The organism is Terriglobia bacterium (assembly GCA_020073085.1).
Taxonomy (GTDB): domain Bacteria; phylum Acidobacteriota; class Terriglobia; order JAIQFV01; family JAIQFV01; genus JAIQFV01.
The window spans coordinates 44,382-66,753 of the sequence record JAIQFV010000016.1 but is presented as its reverse complement, the minus strand read 5'-3'; the positions used below and the strand labels follow the sequence as shown (position 1 = coordinate 66,753).

General features: G+C 55.9%; 15 protein-coding genes. 4 read left to right on the top strand and 11 right to left on the bottom strand.

Features of this window, described 5'->3' with window-relative positions:
* Window positions 1-339 precede the first annotated feature (339 nt).
* Window positions 340-687, bottom strand: coding sequence for an iron-sulfur cluster assembly accessory protein (locus LAO21_16330; protein ID MBZ5554286.1), 348 nt, complete (start codon window positions 685-687; stop codon window positions 340-342).
* Between the two features lie 504 nt (window positions 688-1,191).
* Between LAO21_16330 and LAO21_16325 the strand changes: the two genes are divergently transcribed.
* On the top strand, window positions 1,192-1,476 hold the full coding sequence (locus LAO21_16325) for a hypothetical protein (GenBank protein MBZ5554285.1): 285 nt from the start codon (window positions 1,192-1,194) through the stop codon (window positions 1,474-1,476).
* A 1,646-nt stretch (window positions 1,477-3,122) separates the two neighbouring features.
* Here LAO21_16325 and LAO21_16320 read toward each other — a convergent pair.
* From LAO21_16320 to LAO21_16275, 10 genes are all read right to left on the bottom strand, one after another.
* The gene (locus tag LAO21_16320; GenBank protein MBZ5554284.1) at window positions 3,123-3,497 is read right to left on the bottom strand and encodes a tetratricopeptide repeat protein; all 375 of its coding nucleotides are present in this window, start codon (window positions 3,495-3,497) and stop codon (window positions 3,123-3,125) included.
* Between the two features lie 13 nt (window positions 3,498-3,510).
* The gene (locus tag LAO21_16315) at window positions 3,511-4,356 is read right to left on the bottom strand and encodes a tetratricopeptide repeat protein (protein ID MBZ5554283.1); all 846 of its coding nucleotides are present in this window, start codon (window positions 4,354-4,356) and stop codon (window positions 3,511-3,513) included.
* A 37-nt stretch (window positions 4,357-4,393) separates the two neighbouring features.
* A complete protein-coding gene (locus LAO21_16310; GenBank protein ID MBZ5554282.1) occupies window positions 4,394-4,669 on the bottom strand; it encodes a hypothetical protein in 276 nt (91 codons plus the stop codon).
* Between the two features lie 174 nt (window positions 4,670-4,843).
* Window positions 4,844-8,410: an acyl-CoA dehydratase activase-related protein gene (locus tag LAO21_16305; protein ID MBZ5554281.1), complete on the bottom strand. Its 3,567-nt coding sequence runs from the start codon at window positions 8,408-8,410 to the stop codon at window positions 4,844-4,846.
* Window positions 8,411-8,485: 75 nt separating this feature from the next.
* Window positions 8,486-10,174, bottom strand: coding sequence for an activator of (R)-2-hydroxyglutaryl-CoA dehydratase (locus tag LAO21_16300; GenBank protein ID MBZ5554280.1), 1,689 nt, complete (start codon window positions 10,172-10,174; stop codon window positions 8,486-8,488).
* A 698-nt stretch (window positions 10,175-10,872) separates the two neighbouring features.
* A complete protein-coding gene (gene aroA / locus LAO21_16295) occupies window positions 10,873-12,171 on the bottom strand; it encodes a 3-phosphoshikimate 1-carboxyvinyltransferase (protein ID MBZ5554279.1) in 1,299 nt (432 codons plus the stop codon).
* A 22-nt stretch (window positions 12,172-12,193) separates the two neighbouring features.
* A complete protein-coding gene (locus LAO21_16290; GenBank protein MBZ5554278.1) occupies window positions 12,194-12,676 on the bottom strand; it encodes a DUF2062 domain-containing protein in 483 nt (160 codons plus the stop codon).
* 6 nt (window positions 12,677-12,682) lie between these two features.
* Window positions 12,683-13,657, bottom strand: coding sequence for a thiamine-phosphate kinase (gene thiL, locus LAO21_16285; GenBank protein MBZ5554277.1), 975 nt, complete (start codon window positions 13,655-13,657; stop codon window positions 12,683-12,685).
* A gap of 117 nt (window positions 13,658-13,774) precedes the next feature.
* On the bottom strand, window positions 13,775-16,219 hold the full coding sequence (gene lon, locus LAO21_16280; GenBank protein ID MBZ5554276.1) for an endopeptidase La: 2,445 nt from the start codon (window positions 16,217-16,219) through the stop codon (window positions 13,775-13,777).
* A 151-nt stretch (window positions 16,220-16,370) separates the two neighbouring features.
* Window positions 16,371-16,823, bottom strand: a complete 453-nt coding sequence (locus LAO21_16275) for an Hsp20/alpha crystallin family protein (protein ID MBZ5554275.1) — start codon at window positions 16,821-16,823, stop codon at window positions 16,371-16,373.
* 240 nt (window positions 16,824-17,063) lie between these two features.
* Here LAO21_16275 and LAO21_16270 point away from each other — a divergent pair, with 240 nt between their 5' ends.
* The 3 genes from LAO21_16270 to infB all read left to right on the top strand — a co-directional run bounded on the left by LAO21_16270 (window position 17,064) and on the right by infB (window position 22,297).
* Window positions 17,064-17,537: a ribosome maturation factor RimP gene (locus LAO21_16270; protein MBZ5554274.1), complete on the top strand. Its 474-nt coding sequence runs from the start codon at window positions 17,064-17,066 to the stop codon at window positions 17,535-17,537.
* A gap of 150 nt (window positions 17,538-17,687) precedes the next feature.
* Window positions 17,688-19,271: a transcription termination factor NusA gene (gene nusA / locus LAO21_16265; protein ID MBZ5554273.1), complete on the top strand. Its 1,584-nt coding sequence runs from the start codon at window positions 17,688-17,690 to the stop codon at window positions 19,269-19,271.
* A 128-nt stretch (window positions 19,272-19,399) separates the two neighbouring features.
* A complete protein-coding gene (gene infB, locus LAO21_16260; GenBank protein ID MBZ5554272.1) occupies window positions 19,400-22,297 on the top strand; it encodes a translation initiation factor IF-2 in 2,898 nt (965 codons plus the stop codon).
* The last annotated feature ends 75 nt before the right edge of the window (window positions 22,298-22,372 follow it).

The following is a 22,372-nucleotide window of genomic DNA, read 5'->3' as shown; positions in this document are numbered from 1 at the left end:
AGCGGGGCGAGGGCGGGGTATGGGTGGGAAAAAGATCTGAGCCCCGGAGGGGCGAAAGAATCTCTTCATTTCTCAACCTATCGACGATCCACTGAGCACAGTTTCGTACTAAAAACTGCCCAATCGAATGGGGTGTTTCGGCCCTGACTTCGTGAACTGAACAGTATTGCCACTAGCCTGGAATCTGGCCAGTATGCTTGCCAACAGGATGCGCACGATCTACCCGCTTGAGTCGACGAAGGGATGGGGGATTGAATCAGGAAATGGAAGGGCATTGCGGCTGAAGAAAATTACCACTGATTTCTTCAGCCGCAAAGAGGAAGTTATTCGCAAACGGTGTTATGCTTTGAACGATTCGCCGCAACCGCACGTGGAGGTGGCATTGGGGTTATTGAACTTGAATCCGGTTCCCTGCATGCCTTCGACGTAGTCCACTTCGCAGCCCTTGATGTAGTTCAGGCTGTTGTTGTCGACGATGACCTTCAAGCCATCAAATTCCAGCACCTGGTCGTTGAGGCCCGCAGTCTTTTCAAAGCCCATGTGGTACTGAAAACCCGAGCATCCGCCGCCGACGACGGCAATGCGCAAGCCTTCGAACTGTTCGGGCTGTTTCGCCATGATTTCCTTGACCTTGGTGACAGCCATAGGCGTCAGCAAGAGTGCCTGGGCGGCGGTTGTGTTTTCCATTGAGATTGTTCTCCTTAAATAAAGTGTTAATCTGCCTCTCAAATGAGAGGGCGTGCATTACTTACGGGTTTGATTGCTGAGTCAAAGGCAAATATTAACGTTGGAGTCATGATTTGTCAACAGTCTCGAATCAGGAGGAGCCAAAATGTGGCCGGACATAGGATTCTCGGGGGAAATAAGGACGTTACAAAGGCATTTCTAGCCAAAAACAGGTGGCTGTCCCCAGTTTTCCCAGTTTTCGCGAAGACCCGCTTTATTCGGCCTACAGCCACGAATCATCGGCTTACACTGTAGGCCCGGTGCCCGGACTGGGCGCCTTTGGGTTTCGGCAACAGCCCGTCCCAATCTGAGCCCAGGAAATTTCCCCGGGAAATTCTCATTATGATTCGATTTCGGATATGCATTTTCTTGCTAGTTGCTTTGTTAGCTCTCCCTGCGGGAAGCATCGCGAGGTCTGGGGAGGTTACCTTCCGGCCTCCGAATGGGCATCCTCGCGACGGGCGAATGTGGTTCAACGAAGACCTGATCTTCTTTGACGGCCCGGAGGAGATTGCGCGGCAGCGGGCGGATAGTGTCGGGAACCTAAAGCCTGTATCGGGTCATATCCCAGATGGGATAGCGAAGGCTTATGACGAAGGCGGAAAACTGATTGGAGCCATTCGGTTCAAGAATAACTACGCAGAGGGATCGGCAACGATTTATGGGCTGAAACTGACTTTTTCCCGCGGTAACCGCAACGGCAAGGCTGTAGGAATTCTGAGCGGGAATAGAAGGCAAGTCATCTCCTAGGAAGGGGAATTGGGGTCGCATCTCCATAATCCATATTTTGACTGACGAGGGATACGCGCCAAGGCTGTTTGCGAAGTCGTCCGACGCTTCAGGCCCTTGCTGCGAGCCGACTGGACCGTCGCCCTCGTTCTCGACCCCGACTCAAACCTCTTGAGAATACACATCAATACTCAAGACCGAGACGAAATATGGATTATGGAGATGCGACCGAGCGCCGGGATAAACCGGCATGAAGTAGTAGATGAAAGAGCTGCACAGGAAAGCAGTAACGAACCATCCTGACCCCGAGTCTTGCCTGGGGCGCGGCGAGGCGACACAGTTGAAGCGTAGACAGGGGCATTGGTGGGCCGGGTATTGAGCTTCGAAAACTTCCTTGGGGGTGCCGACCCTGTGGTCGTAAGGGGAAGGCCACATCAGCGCGGGCGCCAGACCGTGAGCCCGACCAGGACCCCCCGTAGTCGTAGACCCCGTGCACGCCAAGAAACTTCATGCACGAGAACCGGGAGACCTCCCCTTTGTCTGCGGTCGTCGAGACAGCAGACCGGCCAGAGAAGGCTATATGCCGTACGACTGGCGTGCGCCAGGTTCACTTCGACGCCATTCATCCAAGATAGGAGCCGTATGCGCTAGTTGCGCACGTACGGATCTGTGCGGGGGGTGCCCGGCGACGGGCATCCCTACCGCGACCCATCATTCACCCCTCCATTCATCATGCCCTCGAGATTAGGCGAATAATTTCAGGCTCTAAATTCTGAATAAATGAAAATTCCCAGGCTACAGCCCAAACCCCAGTGGCAGAAAATTGGGTAGAACAGCGCTGAAGGCCTCCGGTTATCCTGATGCTGCGGTGATTCAACTCCATAGGAGTGTCATATTTATAGCCTTACGAACCCCCTTTTCTCCCATTTTAGTTGAACCCCGCCAGGGGTGATATCTGGGCTGCTAACCTTCCCTCGTCAACCCTCAACAGGCTTGAAAATGTATCTCTGGTCGTGGGTAAGAATAGCAACTCAGGTGTCACCCCTGACGGGGTTCAACCGAAGGAGACAACAAGGGGGCGGCTTGTCTATAAATATGGCACTCCTACGGAGTTGGATCATGGCAGATTCTAAAAATGTGTAGGGGTCGCATCTTCACAATCAATGGAGATGGGAAAGACGTCACCGCAATCATTCGCTCTCCATCCAATCATTGCTAGAAGTCCCTTTGTGGAAGCCGCTACGTGGCAAACGTGCGTCAATGGTGCAGGGCGAGGCCGACGATTCTTGCCGTTCCATCCCTGTTCAATCGCTTCACATTTGGTCGGGACAACACTCGAGCCAAGTTCGGGTGCGAGTCGATGGAGAACGCACCTATGGGGCATGTAAGTATCAGAAGAAGCGCAACCATTAATTGGGTACTCATTGTGCCTTATCGTCCTCCTTCTCCTTCGTTGCTTTTCACTGCTTCTGGCTGGTTGTCTGTTGGCATTGTTATCTTGTTATCCAGGTAAAAACTGATTTTACGTTTTTGCTGCCTTTACCTCAAAGTTCAACCCCAATAATTTAGGTCAAGTCTTTCCAGTTGCGTATGGGATTGAGCTTGAGGGAAGAGATTGGCGAGGTCGGGGACAGCGAAACTGGGAGTTCCGCACTCCAAAGGACGGGCTACGCAGATTGTGAGGGCGGTTCCGGAATGCCGTTGCGCTCGAGCTGCTCTTTCAAATGGGGATCGCCCAGCAATGCGGCGGCCCGCGCATGTTGCCAGGCTTCGGAGTAGAGCTCGTACATGGCGCAGATTTGACCGAGTCGCGTGTGGGCCCGAGTGTTTCCAGGGTCAACCTGCAAGGCTTGAACGTAAGTGGAAACGGCCGGCTCCATTTTCTTCTGGCTGTAATAAAGGTCGCCCAAGCTCACGTAAAAAGAACTGTTGTTGGGGTGTTTCTTGATCGCCAGCAGAGCCCGTTCAATCTCCTCCTGGACGTCGCGGTCCAGCGCGAATTCGATGACTTCTTTTCGGAAGGGCCCTTTCTTTTTTGTCATTGGGAAATGGGAATTAATGCGCTTTGGCTTGATATTGCTTTGGCACCTGCAAACAGCCAAGCCTCGCAAAATTGAATTCGGGATCTATCTCGAGGACTGCCAACCAGGATTTCATGGCTCCATCCAGATCGCCCATTTGATATTGTGAAATTCCCAGGGCGTGATGAACAAAGGGGTGGCCTGCTTCGAATTGGGTGGCTTCAGAGTAGGCTTGATAGGCGCCCGGCCACAGTCTCGATGTTAGAAACGACTTTCCGCGCTCACAATGCTCAGCCCATAAACGGTTTTCTACGCTTATTGGAACTTCAATCCGTTGCTCTAGTTTTCGATCCAGAATCAGTTTGATGCAAGACTCAAACTCACGCCCTGCCGGCGATTGTGGAAAGGAAGACACAGAATGGATCAGCTCGCGAAAGGCTTGATTGAGCCACAGAAGGTCATCCGTAGCGGGATCCTTGAATTTCCCCTCATCAAACAAGCGGGCCGCCATACGGAAATGCTCGCGGCTTTGAATGAGCGACTGGGTCCGGGTCAGGAATTCCTCGGCCTTGGGATGGTGGGGTTGTACATTGAGGGCGTTCTCGTACATCTCCTGGGCTTTTTCCAGCAGCCCGGTGCTTCCATAGGCGTTACCCAGCAGGTAATGGGCATCTGCGTTCTCAGGCTTCAAGCGAAGGGTTCGGCTCAACGCCTCAATCGCCAGGTCGGGACGGCCCGTCTCCAGATAACAGATTCCCAGCTTAAACCAAGCTTCGCTGTTGGAGGCCTCTTCGATCACCACGGCTTCAAAACACTCCCGGGCCACTTCAAACTCGGCTTGTTCCAACTGCAGCAACCCCTTTTGGAAGAGTGTGTTCACCTCGCTAACCTCGCCCATAACTTTAGAGCCTGCATCCTCATCCTAAATAATCGTGCAACTCTTGCTCAAGTTGCTCCGGAGGAATTTGCTCGCCACTGTTCATCTTTTCAAGGAACCGGGTGATGATGGCCTTGGCCTCCTCTTTCCGGTACTCCCGCAGGAATCCATCATAGTAATGCTCACCCGCGAGCGCTCGATTGATCTCTGTTTCCTTATTGTGATCGTTGAGCTCGGTGAAATAGACGACCTTGTAACGGCGGTTGTAACTTTCCTCACGATAAATCTCAAACATGACGCGGTTGGCTTCAAGCATCTCATTCGCTCCGTGCGAAGGGTTTTCCCTCAGGTTTTGTGGTGATGTCGAATCGCGCCAAGGTTACCACAAATCACCTTCGTCGCAAAGGGAGGGCGTTACCGAATCACCCACCTGAAAAAATGGCAGGGAACAGGTCCCTGCCATTGTGGCACTTATCAATCTCCTTGGTCTTCAGCTGTTGACTCGACGCTCCTCCTCTACAGTGGCTGCCAGTTGACTGGCAGGGAAGTAGTTGTCGAGGATCGGGGGAAGGAGCTCCTCCGAAACCTGTTGCGGGGAACTCTCAGTTGCCGTCAATTGGGTGCGGAGCCGGCGCTCGTATTCGGCCAGCCGTTGTTCCAAGGTCTGTTCCTTATTCTTATTCGCGATCATGTCCTCCCGGTATCGTTTCAGGAAGTAGGTAATTGTCTCGACCCGAATCTTAATGGAGCCGGTGGGTTTGTTCTCGTCGATATCCTTGAAACAGAAATACGGGGTCCCCGAATTCTGGACGATCTCTTCCACCACCGTGTAGATGGGGGCGTCGTGTCCGCATTTGAAGGAGGACAACTCGAGCGCGATGAGGTTGGGATGGCGGGCCACGTACTTGGCGGCCCACACCTTCCGGCTCGTGTTCTCCGAGTAGCTGTTTTTCCAGACGTCGCTGATATCCATCGGATGCTTGATGTCTCCGGCACGGACCTCGTCGCCGAAGAGTCGATCCAGGATGTCGTCGTCGATCGGAAGGGCGTCCTCGGCAAAGACCGGGTAACCTTGCTTTTGAAACTCTTCAAGAATCTCGTGATTGATGCCGGGATCGTTATGATAGGGGCGCCCTAACAGGACGATACCGAGGCGTTCTTCGCGCTCCAATTGCTCCAAAACCTCGCGGGCCTTCCCGCGTTGAATGACGTTTGAAAACTTGTCCAACGCCTTGTAAGCCTCATTGATGGCGCGATGATTCTCCTCCTCGCTCAGTCCCAAAATATCCTTGAATTCATCATACATCTGTTTCCCAAAGAGTTTCGGAGTACTCAGGTTTACAAAGGTATTGAGGAATCGGGTCCCCATTTTTGCGAATACATCGCCTTCCTTCATGAAGGCCGCTTTGACGGCCTCCGGCGTCGCGGCCACAGTCGGACACGAACGGCTGGCCTGGGTGTGCTGCAGATCGGAGGTCAGGCAATCAATCATCGGGAAGAAAATGAAATCGAGCGGCTTCTTCTTGTGATGGACATAGAGCAGGTTGTGAACGTGGGGAATGCCGACCTTCGATGGGAAGCAGGGATCAATGGCCCCGCGCTTGGCCCCGTCTTTATAAAGTTGCTCGGTGGTGAAATCGGAGTAGATAAGATTCTCCGGCTTGACCCCGAGGGATTCAAAATAGGCGCTGAACAGGGGATTTTGGGAGTACATGTTCAGGACGCGGGGAATGCCAATCCGAATCTCGGAGCGCTTCTTCATCAACTCCACCCGTTTTTTCTGAGCGGCGGTCACGGCGAATTTTGGAATGGCATCCGCCACCCGCCTGGGTTTCATGGACCGCCAACATTCCTTGGCGGCGATCTCCACCAGGTTGGGATTGGCCGACTTGACGGTGTCGAGGCCCTTCTTGATGACGCGCATGTCATCGACGTCTTCTACCAGGCCCTTTTCGCAGCTATTCCCGACGATCAGGCGCTTGATCCCCGCCTCGAGCGGGATCTTTGATTTCTTGGGGACCTCAATGTTCTCCAAGACGCCCGTCTTGACATCGATGAAGGTTCGAAGACACTTGTTCTTGCAAAAGTAGCAGCGAGTGTTTTCGTTGCGATGGGTCACGTACGAAATCTTCTGAACGGCCTCCATGCCGATGAAGGTAGACTGATGACCGTTCTCGAAAAGGCGGACGCACTCAATCGCCGCGCCGATCGCCCCCGACTCCCCGCAGTGTTCGTGGACGATTACACGAGGCTGCACTTCCTTTCCCTTGAATCGCGATTCAATGAAGTCGACCTGGGACTTGACGGCAGCCAGATTGTGTTGCGTGCCTCCCTGGAGGACAAAGTTGGTCCCCAGGGCGGCGATGTTGGGAATCTGCGAAACGTAGAGCCAGATATTCTTCGGTAACACGGCGGCCAGCCCCGCCATGATCTCCTCGGGCTTCCACCCCTGCCGTTGAAAGTCCACGATATCGGACTGCATGAAGACGGCGCACCCATATCCAAACGTTGGCATGGATTGCGCCTTGAAGGCGATATCGGCGTACTGCTCAACCGGGAGGCCAAAGCCTTCAGCGGTCGATTGGAGGAAATAGCCATTGCCTGCGGAGCACTGCGTGTTCAACTTGAAATCCTTGACCTGCCGGTTCTTCAAGATGATCAGCTTGATGTCCTGACCGCCCACATCGCAGATCACATCCACATCCCTGTAAAACTGGAGGGCCGACTCGGTGTGAGCGACCGTTTCGACCAGGGCAACATCGGCCATCAAGGTATCCTTCAAAATGTCCTTGGCATATCCGGTCGTCCCTACACCCAACACCTTCAGCGTGGCCCCCTGGTCTTCCACCTGCTTCTTCAATTTTCCGAAGACCTCGATGGTATCTTCAATGGGATTCCCCTTGGAGAGCTGGTAAGTCTTCACCAGGACATTCCGCTTCTTGTCGAGAAGAACGGCCTTCGTAGATGTGGATCCGCCATCAAGACCGATGAAACCTTCCACCACATCGCCCGGCGTGAACGTGGCCGGAACAAATTTCTTTCCTTTATAGCGGTCCTTGAACGCCGTCAATTCCTCCTCGTTCTTGGAAAGGCCCGCCCCGGCGCCCTTCTTCATCTTTTCTTCCGCGCGGCCGAAAGTAATGTAGTGCTCGAGGTCCTGCCATCCCTTGTAAACCCCGATCTCGGCCTCTTCGGTCTTCCCATACTCACAAGCCCCGATAGCGGCAAAATATTGGGCATTGTCCGGGACCTTGATGAGGTCAGCGGGGTCGACCCCTTCCGGCAGGGGGTAATTGCGTTCCTGCCACACCTTGGGAATGTTGTACTTCCATGCCTCCATCATCCCCTGAATATAGGTGTTCGGACCACCCAGCAGCAGCACTTCAGGTCGCAGCGTATTTCCGCGGGTCAACACCGCCAGGTTTTGTCCCACAATCGCCTCGAATAACGAGGCCATCAACTCATCGCGGGGAACGCCCATTTTCTGGAGCGAGTTGATATCAGTCTCCGCAAACACCCCGCATTTTCCCGCCACGGGATGAAGCTTTCTCCCCATATAGCCTTGTTTGCACAGCTCATCCGAGGGGATGCGAAGCTTGGCGTTGATCTTGTCGATCACCGCTCCGGTTCCGCCCGCACATTTGTCGTTCATGGAAGGGATCTTCTTCTTTTTCCCGGTTTCGGGATCTTCCTTGAAGATGATGATCTTGGCGTCCTGGCCGCCCAATTCAATCACAGATCCTGTTTTCGGATAGAGTTTTTCCACAGCGAGAGACACCGCGTTGACTTCCTGGACAAACTTCGCCCCGATCCGGGGGGCAATGCCGCTCCCGCCTGACCCTGTGATGAAAATACGAACCTGCTTAGGATCGGGAATCGGAACATCCTTCTCGATGCGCTGGAGCAGTTCCAGGGTCTTCTCGGGCTGTTTTGTGTCGTGCCTTTGATAATCCTTCCACAGGATCTCATCGGTCGCGGTGTCAATGACCACGGCTTTCACGGTCGTGGAGCCGACATCCATCCCTATCAGATAATTCTTTTGATTGACGTTGTCCATTCTCGAATCCCTCAATTGTTGTATACGTGAGACGCCTGGAGTCCGGGGTCCGGTCATCCCTCCAGCGGGACGATCCTACGCTGAGGCTTGAACCTGCTGGTTGGTGAAGGAAGCTGTTGAGCGCGATTCAGCTTTCATCATTTCACCCACATGCTTTACGAAGGATGCGCCCACACCGATGACCCCCTTGTAATGGGGGACCCGGTACATCGGCCGCTTCAGTTCCGGATGGTCGTCCACAAAGGTTTTCACTTCTTCCAGGGTGTATCCCGTTTGTTTGAGAATCTCTGCAAACTCCGCCTTGGCTTTCACCTTAGCTTCTCCCAGAGCCATCTGCACGCGACTGTGAGCGTTGATCTCTCCCTCGCCGGATGTCTCGATGGGCAGGTAGATCATGTCCTTGTACTGGTTCACGACCGCGGATTGAGCCCCATCAGATTGCGTGGAAGGCATGCAGCCAAACGGTTTGAGCGAGAGGACCATGTGGCAGATTCCCTTGTTGGAGTAATAGATGTTCTTGGCGACCTCTAAATGCCCTTCGCCGCCGCCGGCCCGGCTGTTATAAAAGGGATGGCCCAGCCGCTGGAGCTCGTACTGGTCGGTCAGGTCGTGGGGCATATGGTCGAGCGCGTCTCGCAGGCGGTTCCATTCGCGCTTGAAGATCTTTTCGGCAACCGTCAGTTTTCCAAGAACGCTCCGGTAGTGCCAGTTCTGAGCGAGCTTCTTGGTGACCTCCCACGCTTTTGCCGCTTCTTGATTTTCCACGACCCCTTTGCGGTCTCGAATACCCTGTTTCGCTTGATGGATCATATACATGATCCAGGTTCCCACCGGCTCCACCAGCACTTGGGCGCCCTCCCGTTCCAGGAACTTGAACATGTTGAAGTTGCCCTCGCCCTCCGTGGTCTGAGCCCAAAACTCACCGGTAATTTTGACAATGGGCTTGACGCGGGTGCGGTCCACTTCAATGGAGTTCAACCGGTCGCGCACATGGCGGAGCGCCCCGGTGTATTCATCGCCATAGAGCTGAGTCAGAAACTTGCCTACATATTCGGCCGTCCCGGCAGCGGAAGGAAAGCGATTGACCAGTTCCGCGAATTTTCCCTCGACCTTGTAGGGTTCGTGTTTCTTGATCACATCGTGCAGATAGTCCACACACTCATCTAGCACCTGGTCGGTCTCGCCCTTGTTCACCTCATAGGGACGAATCTGGTAGGCACAATCATTGATCAAATCGCCAATGTTCATAGCGTTGAGAATCCCGAGGAAGAAATCGAGATTCATTTCCAGGCCGGCTTCCGCCTCCGCCTGGTTCAATCCACCGGACTGTTGAAAGAGTAGGACCCGGAAGCCTTCAAAACCGGAGTTCCGCAAGGCCAGCCGGTATTCGGCTTCGTACATTCCGAAACGACACGGCCCGCAGGCGCCCGCCGTAAAGAAAACATAGTTGTCGATGATGTCCTGGCGGGCCATGCCTGACTCTTCCAGCCTCTGGAGGTATTGAACAAGATTTCCGACTGTGAAATAGGTGGGATTACACTGTCCGTTATTCCCGTATTCCTTTCCCAGCTGGAAGGCGCGCACGTTAGGGGTAGGAACGGCTTCACACTTGTAGCCGAGGCCTTCCAGTGCCCCGTGAATAATCTTCTCGTGCTTCCAGGTCAGACCGCCGAACAAGATCGTCGTATGGTTGCGCTGGGAAGCGGTGAACGGTTTCTCCTCGGGCTTCTTGAATGTTTTCGTCTTTTTCTCTTCATATCCCAGTTCCCGGATTAACCGCAGGCGCTCCTCGAGCAGCTTCTCCTTGATCAGTTGCTCGGTTGAAGGCCCCGTCGAGATCTGGATGGGTCCATTGACGCCCGAATTGGAAGAAGACGGGATCACCGTCAGGATGGGGAACTCAGGTTTGGAGTTCTCGAAATTTGTACTCATGATTCACCCCTTCATGGTGGCGCTTTATTTTTAAAAGGTTTCCGTTGGGCCGCAATTACTCAATCACAGGTCGACGGCCCCGAATCTGTAACAGAGCGGTCATTTCCGCGGTGCTTGTTATAGCATCGCCCCTTGGCGGTGGTGGATGTGGGCCATTAAAAGAGGCCCATTATTCCGATGAAATGAGTGAATTAATATCCAATTACATTAAACGGGCAGACTTCCGACATGAATAGTCGAATTCAACCCATCAACGGGCACCGGGAGGCCATCTCATTGCTGTCTTTATGGGTTTGTGGACGGCCAGGAGTGGAGATGCGAGTGGCAGGGGGGTAAAGCGTCTGCCTGATGCAACTGTTGGAATTAGAGTTACAAGGGGTAATTATGGGATCTTCCCGGTAGGGGCGCATAGCGATGCGCCCCTACGATGGATCGAGGATGATCGGGGATGGAGACAAGAGTCCAAGGGGCGGACAAGGATGGGTTCACGCGGAACCGCGGCGCGGGAGAGAGGGCGGGAGCGCCTCTACTCAACCCCGAAGGGAATGCAGAATACTAAAGAAGGCAGGGAAGGATATCTTCACACAATCAGATCCATGGATGATAGAAGGGGAATCCGCGAGGAGCGCGGCGATGGAAAACGCCATGGCGATACGATGGTCTCCAAAAGATTCGAGGTGTGATCCTTTCAATAGTTGGTTGCCTTTCACTTCAAATCCGTCGTCCAATTCTTTTACTTCGGCGCCCATGGCTGCAAGGTTTTTTACGACCGCGGCAATGCGGTCGCTCTCTTTGACTCGAAGTTCCTGTGCTCCGCGAATCGCCAGCCCCTTCCGGCTTCTGGCCCCCGCCACGGCCAGAATGGGAATCTCGTCAATCAGCAAGGGGACCTGGTGAGGAGCAATGAACCCGCCCTCGATTTCGCTGGAGCGGACCTGCACATCTCCTACCGGTTCACCATTCTGCTCCCGGAGATTCAGAATCTGAACTCTCCCCCCCATGGCTCTGACGAATTCGAAGAACTCAATTCGGGTGGGATTTAATCCGACTGCATGGAGAGTCAATTCTGCGTCAGGGACCAGCAGTCCTGCCACCACAAAGAACGCGGCGGATGAAGGGTCGCCCGGCACGATGAACTTACTTCCATGCAAGCGTTTCCTGCCGGTCACTGAAACGGACAGGGGACTGACTTCAATGGCAGCGCCGAACTGTGGCAGGGCGATCTCGGTGTGGTTGCGGGTCGGGACGCGTTCTATGACCTCGGTTCGGCCTTCCGCCAGAAGACCGGCGAAGAGAATGGCGGTTTTTACCTGTGCACTTGAAACGGTGGGGCTGTAGGAGATCCATCGAAGAGGGCCGCCCAACACCTTCAGAGGTGGAAACTTGTGATCGCGTGCCTCGAAGCGTGCTCCCATGCGCGAGAGCGGTTCCATGATTCGATCCACGGGCCGCCCGCAAAGGGATGCATCCCCGGTCAGAGTGGCGGAAAAGGGTTGGCCCGCAAGAATGCCTGCGAGCATCCGCAAGGTCGAGCCCGAATTCCCGGCATTCAAGGGTTGAGCCGGCACTTGGAATCCCGTCAGGCCGCGTCCTCGAATAGTCAGGAGAGTCCCATCACGAACGGTGGCATCAATACCCAGGGCGCGGAGACAATCCAGGGTCGAATGGCAATCGGCGCTGGTGGAGAAATTGGCAATCGTGGATTCTCCCTCTGCAATGGAGGCCAGCATCGCCAGACGGTGGGAAATCGATTTATCGCCAGGAACTGAAACACTCCCGCGCAGCTTCTTGCACGGGCTGATCTGAATTTGGTCTTCCGGCGGTTTCATATTTCGATCCTTGGCAACCCTTTCAGTCCTTCAGGTGTTGAATGCGGTGTCGATAAGTACGAACAAACCACAGGCACACGGGGTACGCAATGATCGCAAGAACAACCGCACAGATCATCGATCCCACAAAGAAGGGATAGAGGGTGTGATAGTGCAATCGAAACTCTTGGGGGAGATGCGACCAGAAGAGGAGACTCCCCAGTTCATGCCAGTTGAACCTTTGATAACGATGGCCTGCAAACCCCAGGACCTTGGCGCCCAGTGAGGTTGAAGCCATGGCCACGGGGATCACTGTCCAGGGCGTATTCAAATACACTCCGATCAAGGACGCTACCCGGTTAAGACGGAAAAGGAAAGCCACCAGCAGTGCCAGGATGGTATGGAAACCCAAGAAAGGCGAAAACCCAAAGAAAACCCCGATGGCGAAGGCCAGCGCAGTCCGCTCGGGGCTGTCGTGAATGTGAAGCAGCCTTTCAATTTCCTTTTTAAGGTTGACGCGAAGCATTGCTTTTTATCGGAAGTGATCCCAACCGGCCGGTGTTATGGGCTCAATGGCCCCATTGGCCCGGACGATTCTGACTCCCTTGCTCCGGGGAACAATTCTCCCGATCTCCCTGACAGGGACGCCCCCGATCTCTCCATGCAATTCCCCGACCCTGTCCTCCCGGACGGAGAAGAGCAGTTCATAGTCCTCGCCTCCGGTAAGTGCATACTTCAACATCCGCTTGGAAAAAGTTGCACCGAGGAAGGGAAGACGGGTTTCATAAACTCTCGCCCCCACCGCACTCTCCTTGCAGAGATGGTTCAGGTCGGTTGAAAGGCCGTCGCTGATATCGATCATGGAGGCCGCGAGGCGGGTCTTGCCCAGCTGCATGCCTGCTCCGGTGCGAGGAGTAGGGTAACGGTGGCTCGCCACGGCGAGTTTTTCCCTGCCCCCAGCCGGAGACTTCCCATGGCGGAGCAGGTCCAATCCCAGCGCGGCCTTACCGATCGTACCCGTCACAAAAAGATAATCTCCCGCCCGGGCCCCTGAACGCAGGACCTCATGCCCCGCTCTGACAGATCCCACTGCGATGACGTCAATGCAGATTTGTCTCCTGGCACTCGAGGTGTCCCCGCCGATCAGTGCGACGTTGTGACGATCCGCCAGTTCCAGGAAACCCTGGTAAAAGCGGGGAAGAAATCCATGAGCACGGTTGGGGGGAGTCGCGATCGAAATGAGGGCAAACCGGGGAGTCGCCCCCATGGCGGCGAGGTCGCTCAAGCCCGCGGCCAGCGATTTGTGCCCCACGGAATGGGGAGAATCAAAGCGCAGGTCAAAGTGGATTCCCTCTATCAGGAGATCGGTGGTGAGACACCATCTCAGGCCCGGGGGCGACCCGATGACCGCAGCATCATCCCCGATCCCGCGCACCAATCCCACGGGCCGTTTTTGGGCCCGCTTTCGAATCCGCGCGATAAATTCCTGTTCGGACTTAAACTTCATCAAGTTCGAGGCGTCTGGGGAAGCCGCAATGCGGTTTGCATTCAGGAGGACCGGGCGATCATCGCTCACTCCAAAGTTATAATCTGTCCCTTCTCCTCGAGCCGTGGAGAGTGGCCGTCAATGGGCCGGGACAAGTTGGCGTTGACTTCTGCCCTTCCGTGCTTTCAATTTGGTGAGGGACTTTTGCTTCTCGGACTCGTTAGCGCCGGAGGTGAGGGCCTCATCCAATACGGACTTGACATTGTCGACAAAAACAAACTCCATCTCCTTCCGGATCTCCTCGGGAATGTCCTTGAGATCTTTCCGGTTGAGGGCGGGCACAATCACCAACCGGATCTTCGCACGGTGGGCCGCCAGTACTTTCTCCTTGAGGCCGCCGATCGGGAGCACGTTGCCCCGGAGGGTGATCTCGCCGGTCATGGCCACTGATTTCTTGACCAGTCGCCCGGTGAACGCTGAGATCATCGCGGTGGCCATCGTAATCCCGGCGGATGGGCCATCCTTCGGGATCGCGCCTTCGGGCACGTGCAGATGAATGTCGTTATTGCCGAAGAATTCCTCGTCGATATGGAATTCGCGGGCATGAGCGCGGGCATAACTCAGGGCCGCTTGAGCGGATTCCTTCATGACCTCGCCCAAATGACCCGTCAGCAGGAGCGTCCCTTTCCCCTTCATGGTGGTCGCTTCCACAAAAATGATTTCGCCGCCGACCGGCGTCCAGACCAGCCCCGTCGCGACACCGACCTGGTCCTTTTTCAAAATTTCCTCAGGCAGGATCTTCGGAGGGCCGAGGAATTCCTCGAGCTTTTGTTCAACAACCTTAAATTTCTCGGTTTTCCCTTCCGCAATGCGTCGCGCCACTTTTCGGCACACTGTTCCGATTTCACGCTCGAGGTTTCGGAGGCCGGCTTCCCGGGTGTACTGTGTAATGATCCGCTTCAGCACGGTCTCGGTGAACTCGATCTGCTCGGATTTCAGCCCATTCTCATCGAGTTGCTTGGGGATCAGATGTCGCACCGCGATTTGAAGCTTTTCCTGTTCGGTGTAACCGGACAGCGTAATGACCTCCATGCGGTCCAGAAAGGCCGGTTGAATCGTATCGATAATATTGGCCGTAGTGATGAACATGACATTAGAGAGATCAAAGGGCACGCCCAGGTAATGGTCTCGGAAGGAGAAATTCTGTTCCGGATCCAGCACTTCAAGGAGCGCTGAGGACGGGTCCCCACGGTAATCCGCGCCAATTTTATCGACCTCGTCGAGCATGAACACGGGATTGTTGGTGCCCGCCTGTCGAATTCCCTGGACAATCCGTCCGGGCATGGCCCCCACGTAAGTGCGGCGGTGGCCCCGGATCTCGGCCTCATCGTGGACCCCGCCGAGCGAGAGGCGGACAAATTTGCGGTCCAGGGCGTGCGCGATGGATTTTCCCAGGGAGGTCTTGCCCACCCCCGGCGGGCCGACAAAGCAGAGAATAGGGCCTTTTGATTTCTCTTTGAGCTTTCGAACGGCCAGATAATCGACAATGCGTTCTTTGATCTTTTCGAGCCCGTAATGATCCTTGTCCAGGATGGACTGCGCTTTCTTCAGGTCCAGGTTGTCGACGGTCTGCTTGGACCAGGGCAATTCCACCATCCAGTCGAGGTAGTTGCGAAGCGTGGCGGTCTCGGCGGCGTCCGGATGCATTCGCTCGAGTTTCTTGACTTGACGGTCCACCTCCTCGCGCACTTCGGCGGGCATGCCGGCCTTTTCGACCTTTTCCCGGTACTGGTTGATCTCCTCTTGCAGTTCGTTGACATCCCCCAGTTCTTGCTGGATCGCCTTGAGCTGCTGACGCAGGTAGTACTCGCGTTGGGACTTGTCGATGTCGGCCTTGGCCGCCGTATCAATCTGTTGCTGCACGGTGAGGAGCTCGATCTCCTTGGTAAGCAGCTCGTTGATTTTGCGAAGCCGGTCGACGGGGTCGACCGATTCGAGGACGCGCTGGGCCACCTCGACCTTCAGCTCCAAATTGGAGGCGACCAGATCAGCCAGTCGACCGGGGTCGTCCAGGTTGGAGATGATGACCAGAATTTCGGGCGAGATGCTCTTTCCCAGGTTGACCGCCTTATCCACTTCCGATTTCACATTTCGGATTAGCGCTTCCGTCTCGACCGCTTTCAGGTTGACCGTGGGTTCATTGAGCACTTCCAGCTTGGCCCGCGTAAAAGTGAGCGACTCATCGAAGGAGACGGCTTGTGCCCTGGCCAATCCCTGGACCAGGATCCTGACCCGGCCGTCGGGCAATTTCAGCAGCCGCATAATGGTGGCCACGGTACCGACCGGATACAGGTCCTCGGATTTGGGATCGTCCTGGTCCACTGATTTTTGTGCCAGGAGAAGAATCAGCCGCTGTTCCGTGAGCGCTTGGTCCACGGCCTTGATGGAGCGGTCCCGCGCCACCGACAGCGGGATGATCATGAAAGGGAAGATGACAATGTCACGGATCGGCAAAACAGGAAGCATCTCCGGGATCTTGATCTGCTCGTCGGACACTTCGTTGGTCTTTTCGTTTTCAGCCATGATCCTCTCGTATGATGATGAAAGAGTACATCAATTGCAGGCTCCAGGTGTGGAGTCCCGCCTCGGGGGGATTAACTCTGATCCGCCCCAGGCTCTTATGCCGTCTGACTCGCCATGGAACAGCCCCAAATCACAGCAGGCGGAGGCGGGTTCAGTCCTCTTTGATCCTGATGTGGTACTCAGACTTTCTGGAATCCACGATTCTGGCCAGCCGTATCGTCAAAATTCCGTTTTTCAGGGTGGCCCTTCCATTGTGCGGGTCCACTAATGTGGTCAAGGGGACGACTCGACGAAACTCCCCATAGCTGCGCTCGAGACACAAGAAACAGGCATTGTTCTCGGCGGTGTTGTCCTCATACTTCCGACCTGAAATCACCAGGGTGTTATGTTTTAGAGCGACCGAGGTATCGGGCTTTCGAACGCCGGGAAGCTCAATCAGCACCACGACCTCGTCCTTGGTCTCGAAGATGTCGACCGGTGGATGCCAATTTCCCGAGGACCAGGTTGCAATGTCGGGACCGAGGCGCGACAACTCCTCCAGCAACTGGTTCAACTCCTGCTGCAAACGCTCGAAATCGACATACGCGGCGTATTTTTTGATCATTGGGAATTTCTTTGTCGCCTGGGACAGCTCTTGCACCCGCGGTCCCACCGGGTGTTTTCACGGACTAGGCAAGAGCCCCTTCATCCCCGCGGGCATTCAGACCCCCGCATTTGTAACACTTTTGTTTTTGAAGTGTCAAGGAACGGTCGCTGGGTACTGAGCGAGATAAAACCTCTTGCCATGACATGGAGCGGGGAGTATAATATTTCGCATTGAAGTGGGCGCAAGCCCACTTTTTTATTGTGGGTATTATTTATGGAAGTTTTGGAGCCGATCCGAGCACTGGCCGACCGGGTCATTCGGGAGGAGGGGTTGGAATTGGTCGACATCGAATGGGCCGGCACAGTCAACAGCCGCTTCCTGCGGTTGTACATCGATCGGGCTCCCGAGGGCGTGACCGTGGAAGATTGCGAGCGTGTGAGCAAGCGGCTGGGGGTGCTTTTGGATGTGGAAGATCTCATCCCCCACCGGTACCATCTGGAAGTCTCTTCCCCCGGCCTGGATCGCAAGCTGATGCGCGCGGAAGACTATCAGCGGTTTCTCGGCCGGCTCGCCAAGATTCGCACCCGCGCACCCATTGAAGCGGGCAGGTCCTTTCAGGGAAGATTGGTGAAGTTCCAGGAGGGGATCATTACCCTCGCGGTTTCCCGGACCCATCACGTGGAAATTCCTTTCGATCAAGTTGAAAAAGCTAATCTTGTGGTGGAGTGGTAGGCCCGATATGTAGCCGTCGCGAATGACGGCATCCCAAAGGGCGAAGCATCTAGCGTCGGAGGTGCGTGAATCGAGGCGACCTCAGCAGGCCGGTCGCCCTTGGAGTCCGACCCGGAGCAGTCCAAAGATTAGCAGTCGAGGAGCACTTGCATGTTGAATGAGCTCTATGAAAGCATCGATCAACTCGCCAAAGAGAAGGGCATCGATCCCAAGATCGTCTTAACGGCTGTGGAAGACGCTCTCCTGGTCGCCGCTCGGAAGTATTACAAGACGAATGAGGATCTTTTTGCCAAGTTCGACGAGGAGACCGGCCGGATTCAGGTTTACTCCGTCAAGAAGGTGCTCGACGAGGTGACCAATCCGCTCAAGGAAATGAGCCTCGAGGAAGCTCGCCGGATCAACCCGTCCGCCCAGATCGACGATGAAATCCGGATTCCGAAATCGATTGAAGTCCTGGGCCGAATCGCCGCCCAGACCGCCAAGCAGGTGATCTTTCAAAAGGTCCGCGAAGCAGAGCGCGACAATGTTTTCGGGGAATACAGCAATCGCATCGGGGAGTTAATGAACTGCACCGTGAAGCGGTTTGAAAACGGTGACATCATCGTGGACCTGGGCAAAACGGAAGGTGTGGTTCCGAAGCGGGAGCAGTCAAGACTGGAAAAATTCTCCTTCGGAGAGCGGGTTCGTGCCGTTATCGTGCGCGTGGACAAGAGCTCCAAGCTTCCTCAGGTGGTGCTCTCCCGGGCTGACCCGCAACTGGTGATTCGGATGTTTGAGATGGAAGTGCCGGAGATCTATGACAGCACGGTGGCGGTGAAGGGGTGTGTGCGAGAAGCGGGCGAGCGCACCAAGATTGCTGTTCTGTCCAAAGATCGGGATGTGGACAGTGTGGGGGCCTGTGTCGGCATGAAGGGACTCCGGGTGCAAGCGGTCATCCGGGAACTTCGAGGCGAGAAGATCGATATCATCGAGTACTCCGACGATATCGTCTCATTTGCGACGCACGCGTTGAGCCCTGCGAAGGTCAGTCGTGTGGCAATCCTCGATCCCGAGGACCGGGAACTGGAAGTGGTCGTTGAGGATTCCCAGCTGTCGCTGGCAATTGGAAAGAAGGGTCAGAACGTCCGCCTCGCGTCCAAACTCATCGGGTGGCATATCGATGTGAAGAGCGAAGAGGAGAAGCGGCGCGAAGTCGAGTCCCAGATGGCTGCCATGGCGCACGCGCAGACGTCCATCGCCGAGCTGGAGGGGCTGACGCCCAAGCTGGTTGAAAAGCTTCAAGAGGCCGGGATCAAAACCGTGGAGGACCTGGGCAACCAGACTCCCGAACAATTGATGCAACTCCAGGGGATTGGCGAAAAGATGGTGGAGAAGATTCGCGACGCCGTGGAGAAGTTTTACGAAGCGCTCGAACAGACAGAAGCCGAGGAGGCCGCTGCGGAGGAGGCTGCTGCCGAGGCCGCGGCCGAGGAGGCCGCTGCTCAGCAGAAAGCCTTTGCTGCCGATGCCCCTGAACCCGCCGAAGCGGAAGAGGGAGGAGTCGAGGCCCTGGCCGGGGAGGTAGCAGAAGAAGAACTCCCTGAGAGCCCTTCTGAAGACGAAGAACTCCCGGATTCCGAACCGGAGCTGCTTGAGGAAGCCGAACCCTCCAGTTCACCGGAGGAAGAGGGAACAGAAGAGAAGCCGGTGGACTCGGCCCCGGCGGGCAGATCGAAAAAGGAGGAAAAATCCTGATCCATTGGACTCAACGGGAACATCCTGGGTGAAATGCGCGTTGAATTTCGGCAGGCCTCGAATTTGTTTTCAGGAACCAATGCGAGCGGATTATAATACTGATCCGCTCATCTCGAAGGAGTTTTTGAATGCCGCAATTTCGAATTTATGACCTGGCGCAGGATCTTGGCATCAAGCGAGCCGCTGAGATTGTAACCAGACTTAATGCGCTGGGGATCCGGGGAAAAACTTCATCGAGTCATCTGGAACGCGACGAGGTGGAGAAGTTCCTCGACCGCTATTTCAAATTGAAGCCGGAAGCGCGCGAGACGTACTTTGCCAACCGCAAGGCGCGCGAAGAAAAGGAACAACAGGATGAGGAGAAGACCCGGGTAGAGAAGGCGGCACGGGCTGAAGTCCGCAAGAAAGAGCGCGTCGAAGCAGCGCGGTTGAAAAAAGAGGAAGATAAGACCCGCAAGGAATCAGAGAAGAAATCCAAGGAAGAGGAAAAGGCGGCTGCAAAGAAGCACGCTCAAGAGGAAAAAGAGAAGGCGGCCCACGCAGCAAAAGCGAAAAAGGCCAAGAAGGAAGAGGTGGCCGCTGAAGCCGTGGCACCTGCGCCGGAACCGGTGGCAGCTGTAGTCCCTGAAGCTCCTGAAATCCCTGCGCCGCCCATGCCAGCCCATGTCCCGGCTGAGGTGCTGCCTGTGGCAAAGCCAGCAGAACCGAAGCCGGTGCGGGTTCCCCCCGCCGTCCATCCGCCGGCGCCTCCCCAGGTTGCGGCCAGGGTGGCGGCTCAGGAACCACCCCCTTCCCCGATTCTGCCCGCCCCCGCTGCCGCGGTTCCTCACCCCCCGAGACCATCACGCGCCACCTCCTTAGCGGAATTGCGCAAAGTGGCGATGGGTAAGCCGGCGAGCGCGACGGCCCCCAAACACGCACCCCCTCATCAACCCCGCGATCGCGGAGCCTCTCATCAGGCCCCTCACGCGCGACCGTCCACTCCTTCGAGGAGTCTGGATCTGACCAAAGCACTTCATCCGACCAAGAGGCTGTCCCCGCAGTCAACCGGACAACCCGGTTTGCAAAGGCCGATTTATACGCCCCACCCGAGAACTTCGCCGGGAACCAACGTCGCCGTGCCCGCCACGACACCGGTTGGGCAGCGGCGAGGCCGACCTGGAATGCCTCCGCGGGGAACCACACGTCGAGATCGTCACGATCCTGCCGAGGAATTGCTGAAGCGGTTGAGACCCCAGCAGAGGGCCGCAGAACCCCCTGTTCCGCGTGAGTTTCGGACCATCACAATCGCCGAAGGCGTCACCCTGAAATACTTGAGCGAAAAGCTTGATGTCAAAGGAAAGGATCTGATCAAGAAACTCCTGGAAAAGGGAGTTTTCGTGACCATCAATCAGACCCTGGATGCGCAACTGGCCGTCGACCTTGCCAAGGAATTCAACGCTGAAGCGAAGGTCGTCAGCTTCGAAGAAGAAGCGATCATGGAAACGGTGGCCGCCCCCTCTCCCGAACACCTGGCGCCGCGCGCCCCGGTGGTGACGGTCATGGGACACGTCGATCATGGAAAGACCTCTCTTTTGGATGCCATCCGCAAGACCAGCGTGACCGAGGGCGAGGCCGGCGGAATCACCCAGCACATCGGGGCCTACCAAGTCGAAATCAAGGGCCGAAGGATCACCTTCCTGGACACGCCGGGCCACGAGGCCTTTACCCTTATGCGAGCCCGCGGCGCCAGTGTCACCGATATTGTGGTCCTAGTGGTCGCCGCGGACGATGGCATCATGCAACAGACCCGCGAGGCCATCGACCACGCCCGAGCGGCCAAGGTCCCTATCATCGTTGCTATTAACAAGGTGGATAAGCCGAATGCGTTGCCGGAACGAGTGAAGAAGCAACTCACGGAATTGGACTTGATGCCGGAAGAATGGGGCGGGAAAACGGTCACCGTGGAGGTTTCGGCCAAACAGCACACCAATATCGACCTGCTGCTTGAAATGATCCTGCTGGTCGCTGACTTGGCCGAACTGAAGGCGGACTCGGACAGTCCTGCCGCCGGCACCGTTCTCGAAGCCAAACTGGATCGGGGTCGGGGCGCGGTGGCTACCGTCCTCGTACAAAACGGGACACTGCATGTTGGGGATTCGTTCATCGTGGGAGCCTGGTACGGGAAAGTGCGGGCCATGTTCGATTACAAAGGACAGCCGCTTGTGGAGGCCGGACCGGCCACCCCCTCGGAGGTGCTCGGCCTCGAAGGCGTGCCGCAGGCGGGCGACAAATTCCAGGTCCTCGCCGATACCATGAAAGCTCGACAGATTGGAACCTTCCGGCAGACCAAGCTGCGCGAAGCCGCCCTCGCCAAGTCCTCACGGTTGACCCTGGATCAACTCCATGATCAACTGGCGACAGGCGCCATCAAGGAACTTCCGATCATCTTGAAGGCCGACGTCCAAGGTTCCGTCGAGGTGGTCGCTGACATGGTGCAAAAGCTTTCCAACGACAAGGTCAAGGTCAAGGTGTTGCACAGCGGCGTGGGCGCCATCACGGAGACCGACGTCTTGCTGGCTTCCGCCTCCAACGCAATCATCATCGGCTTCAATGTCCGGCCCGAACGCAAGGCGCTGGAATTGGCGGAGCAGGAAAAGGTCGACATTCGGTTGCATACCATTATCTACGAGATCAGCGACGAAATCCGAAAGGCCATGACCGGTCTGTTGGAAGCAAAATTCCGCGAGGTCTACCTCGGACGTGCGGAGGTTCGCGAAACGTTCCGCATTCCCAAGGTGGGGACGGTGGCTGGATCGTACATCCAGGATGGGAGGATCGCGCGCAACAGCGAGGTGCGGTTGCTTCGCGACAACGTCGTGATTTACGAGGGCCATGTCTCCTCCCTGCGGCGGTTCAAGGATGACGTCAGCGAGGTGAAATTGGGTTTTGAATGCGGAATCGCCCTTCAGAACTTCAGTGACATCAAGCAAGGGGATGTGATCGAAGCCTTTGTCAGTGAGCGCGTGGCCGCCGAAGCCGTGTGACCGGGCCCCGGGTGTTTTAGGAGACCGGAGTCCCGGGTTGCAGCGCGCACGGTAGAAAGGCTCTTCGTCACCCGG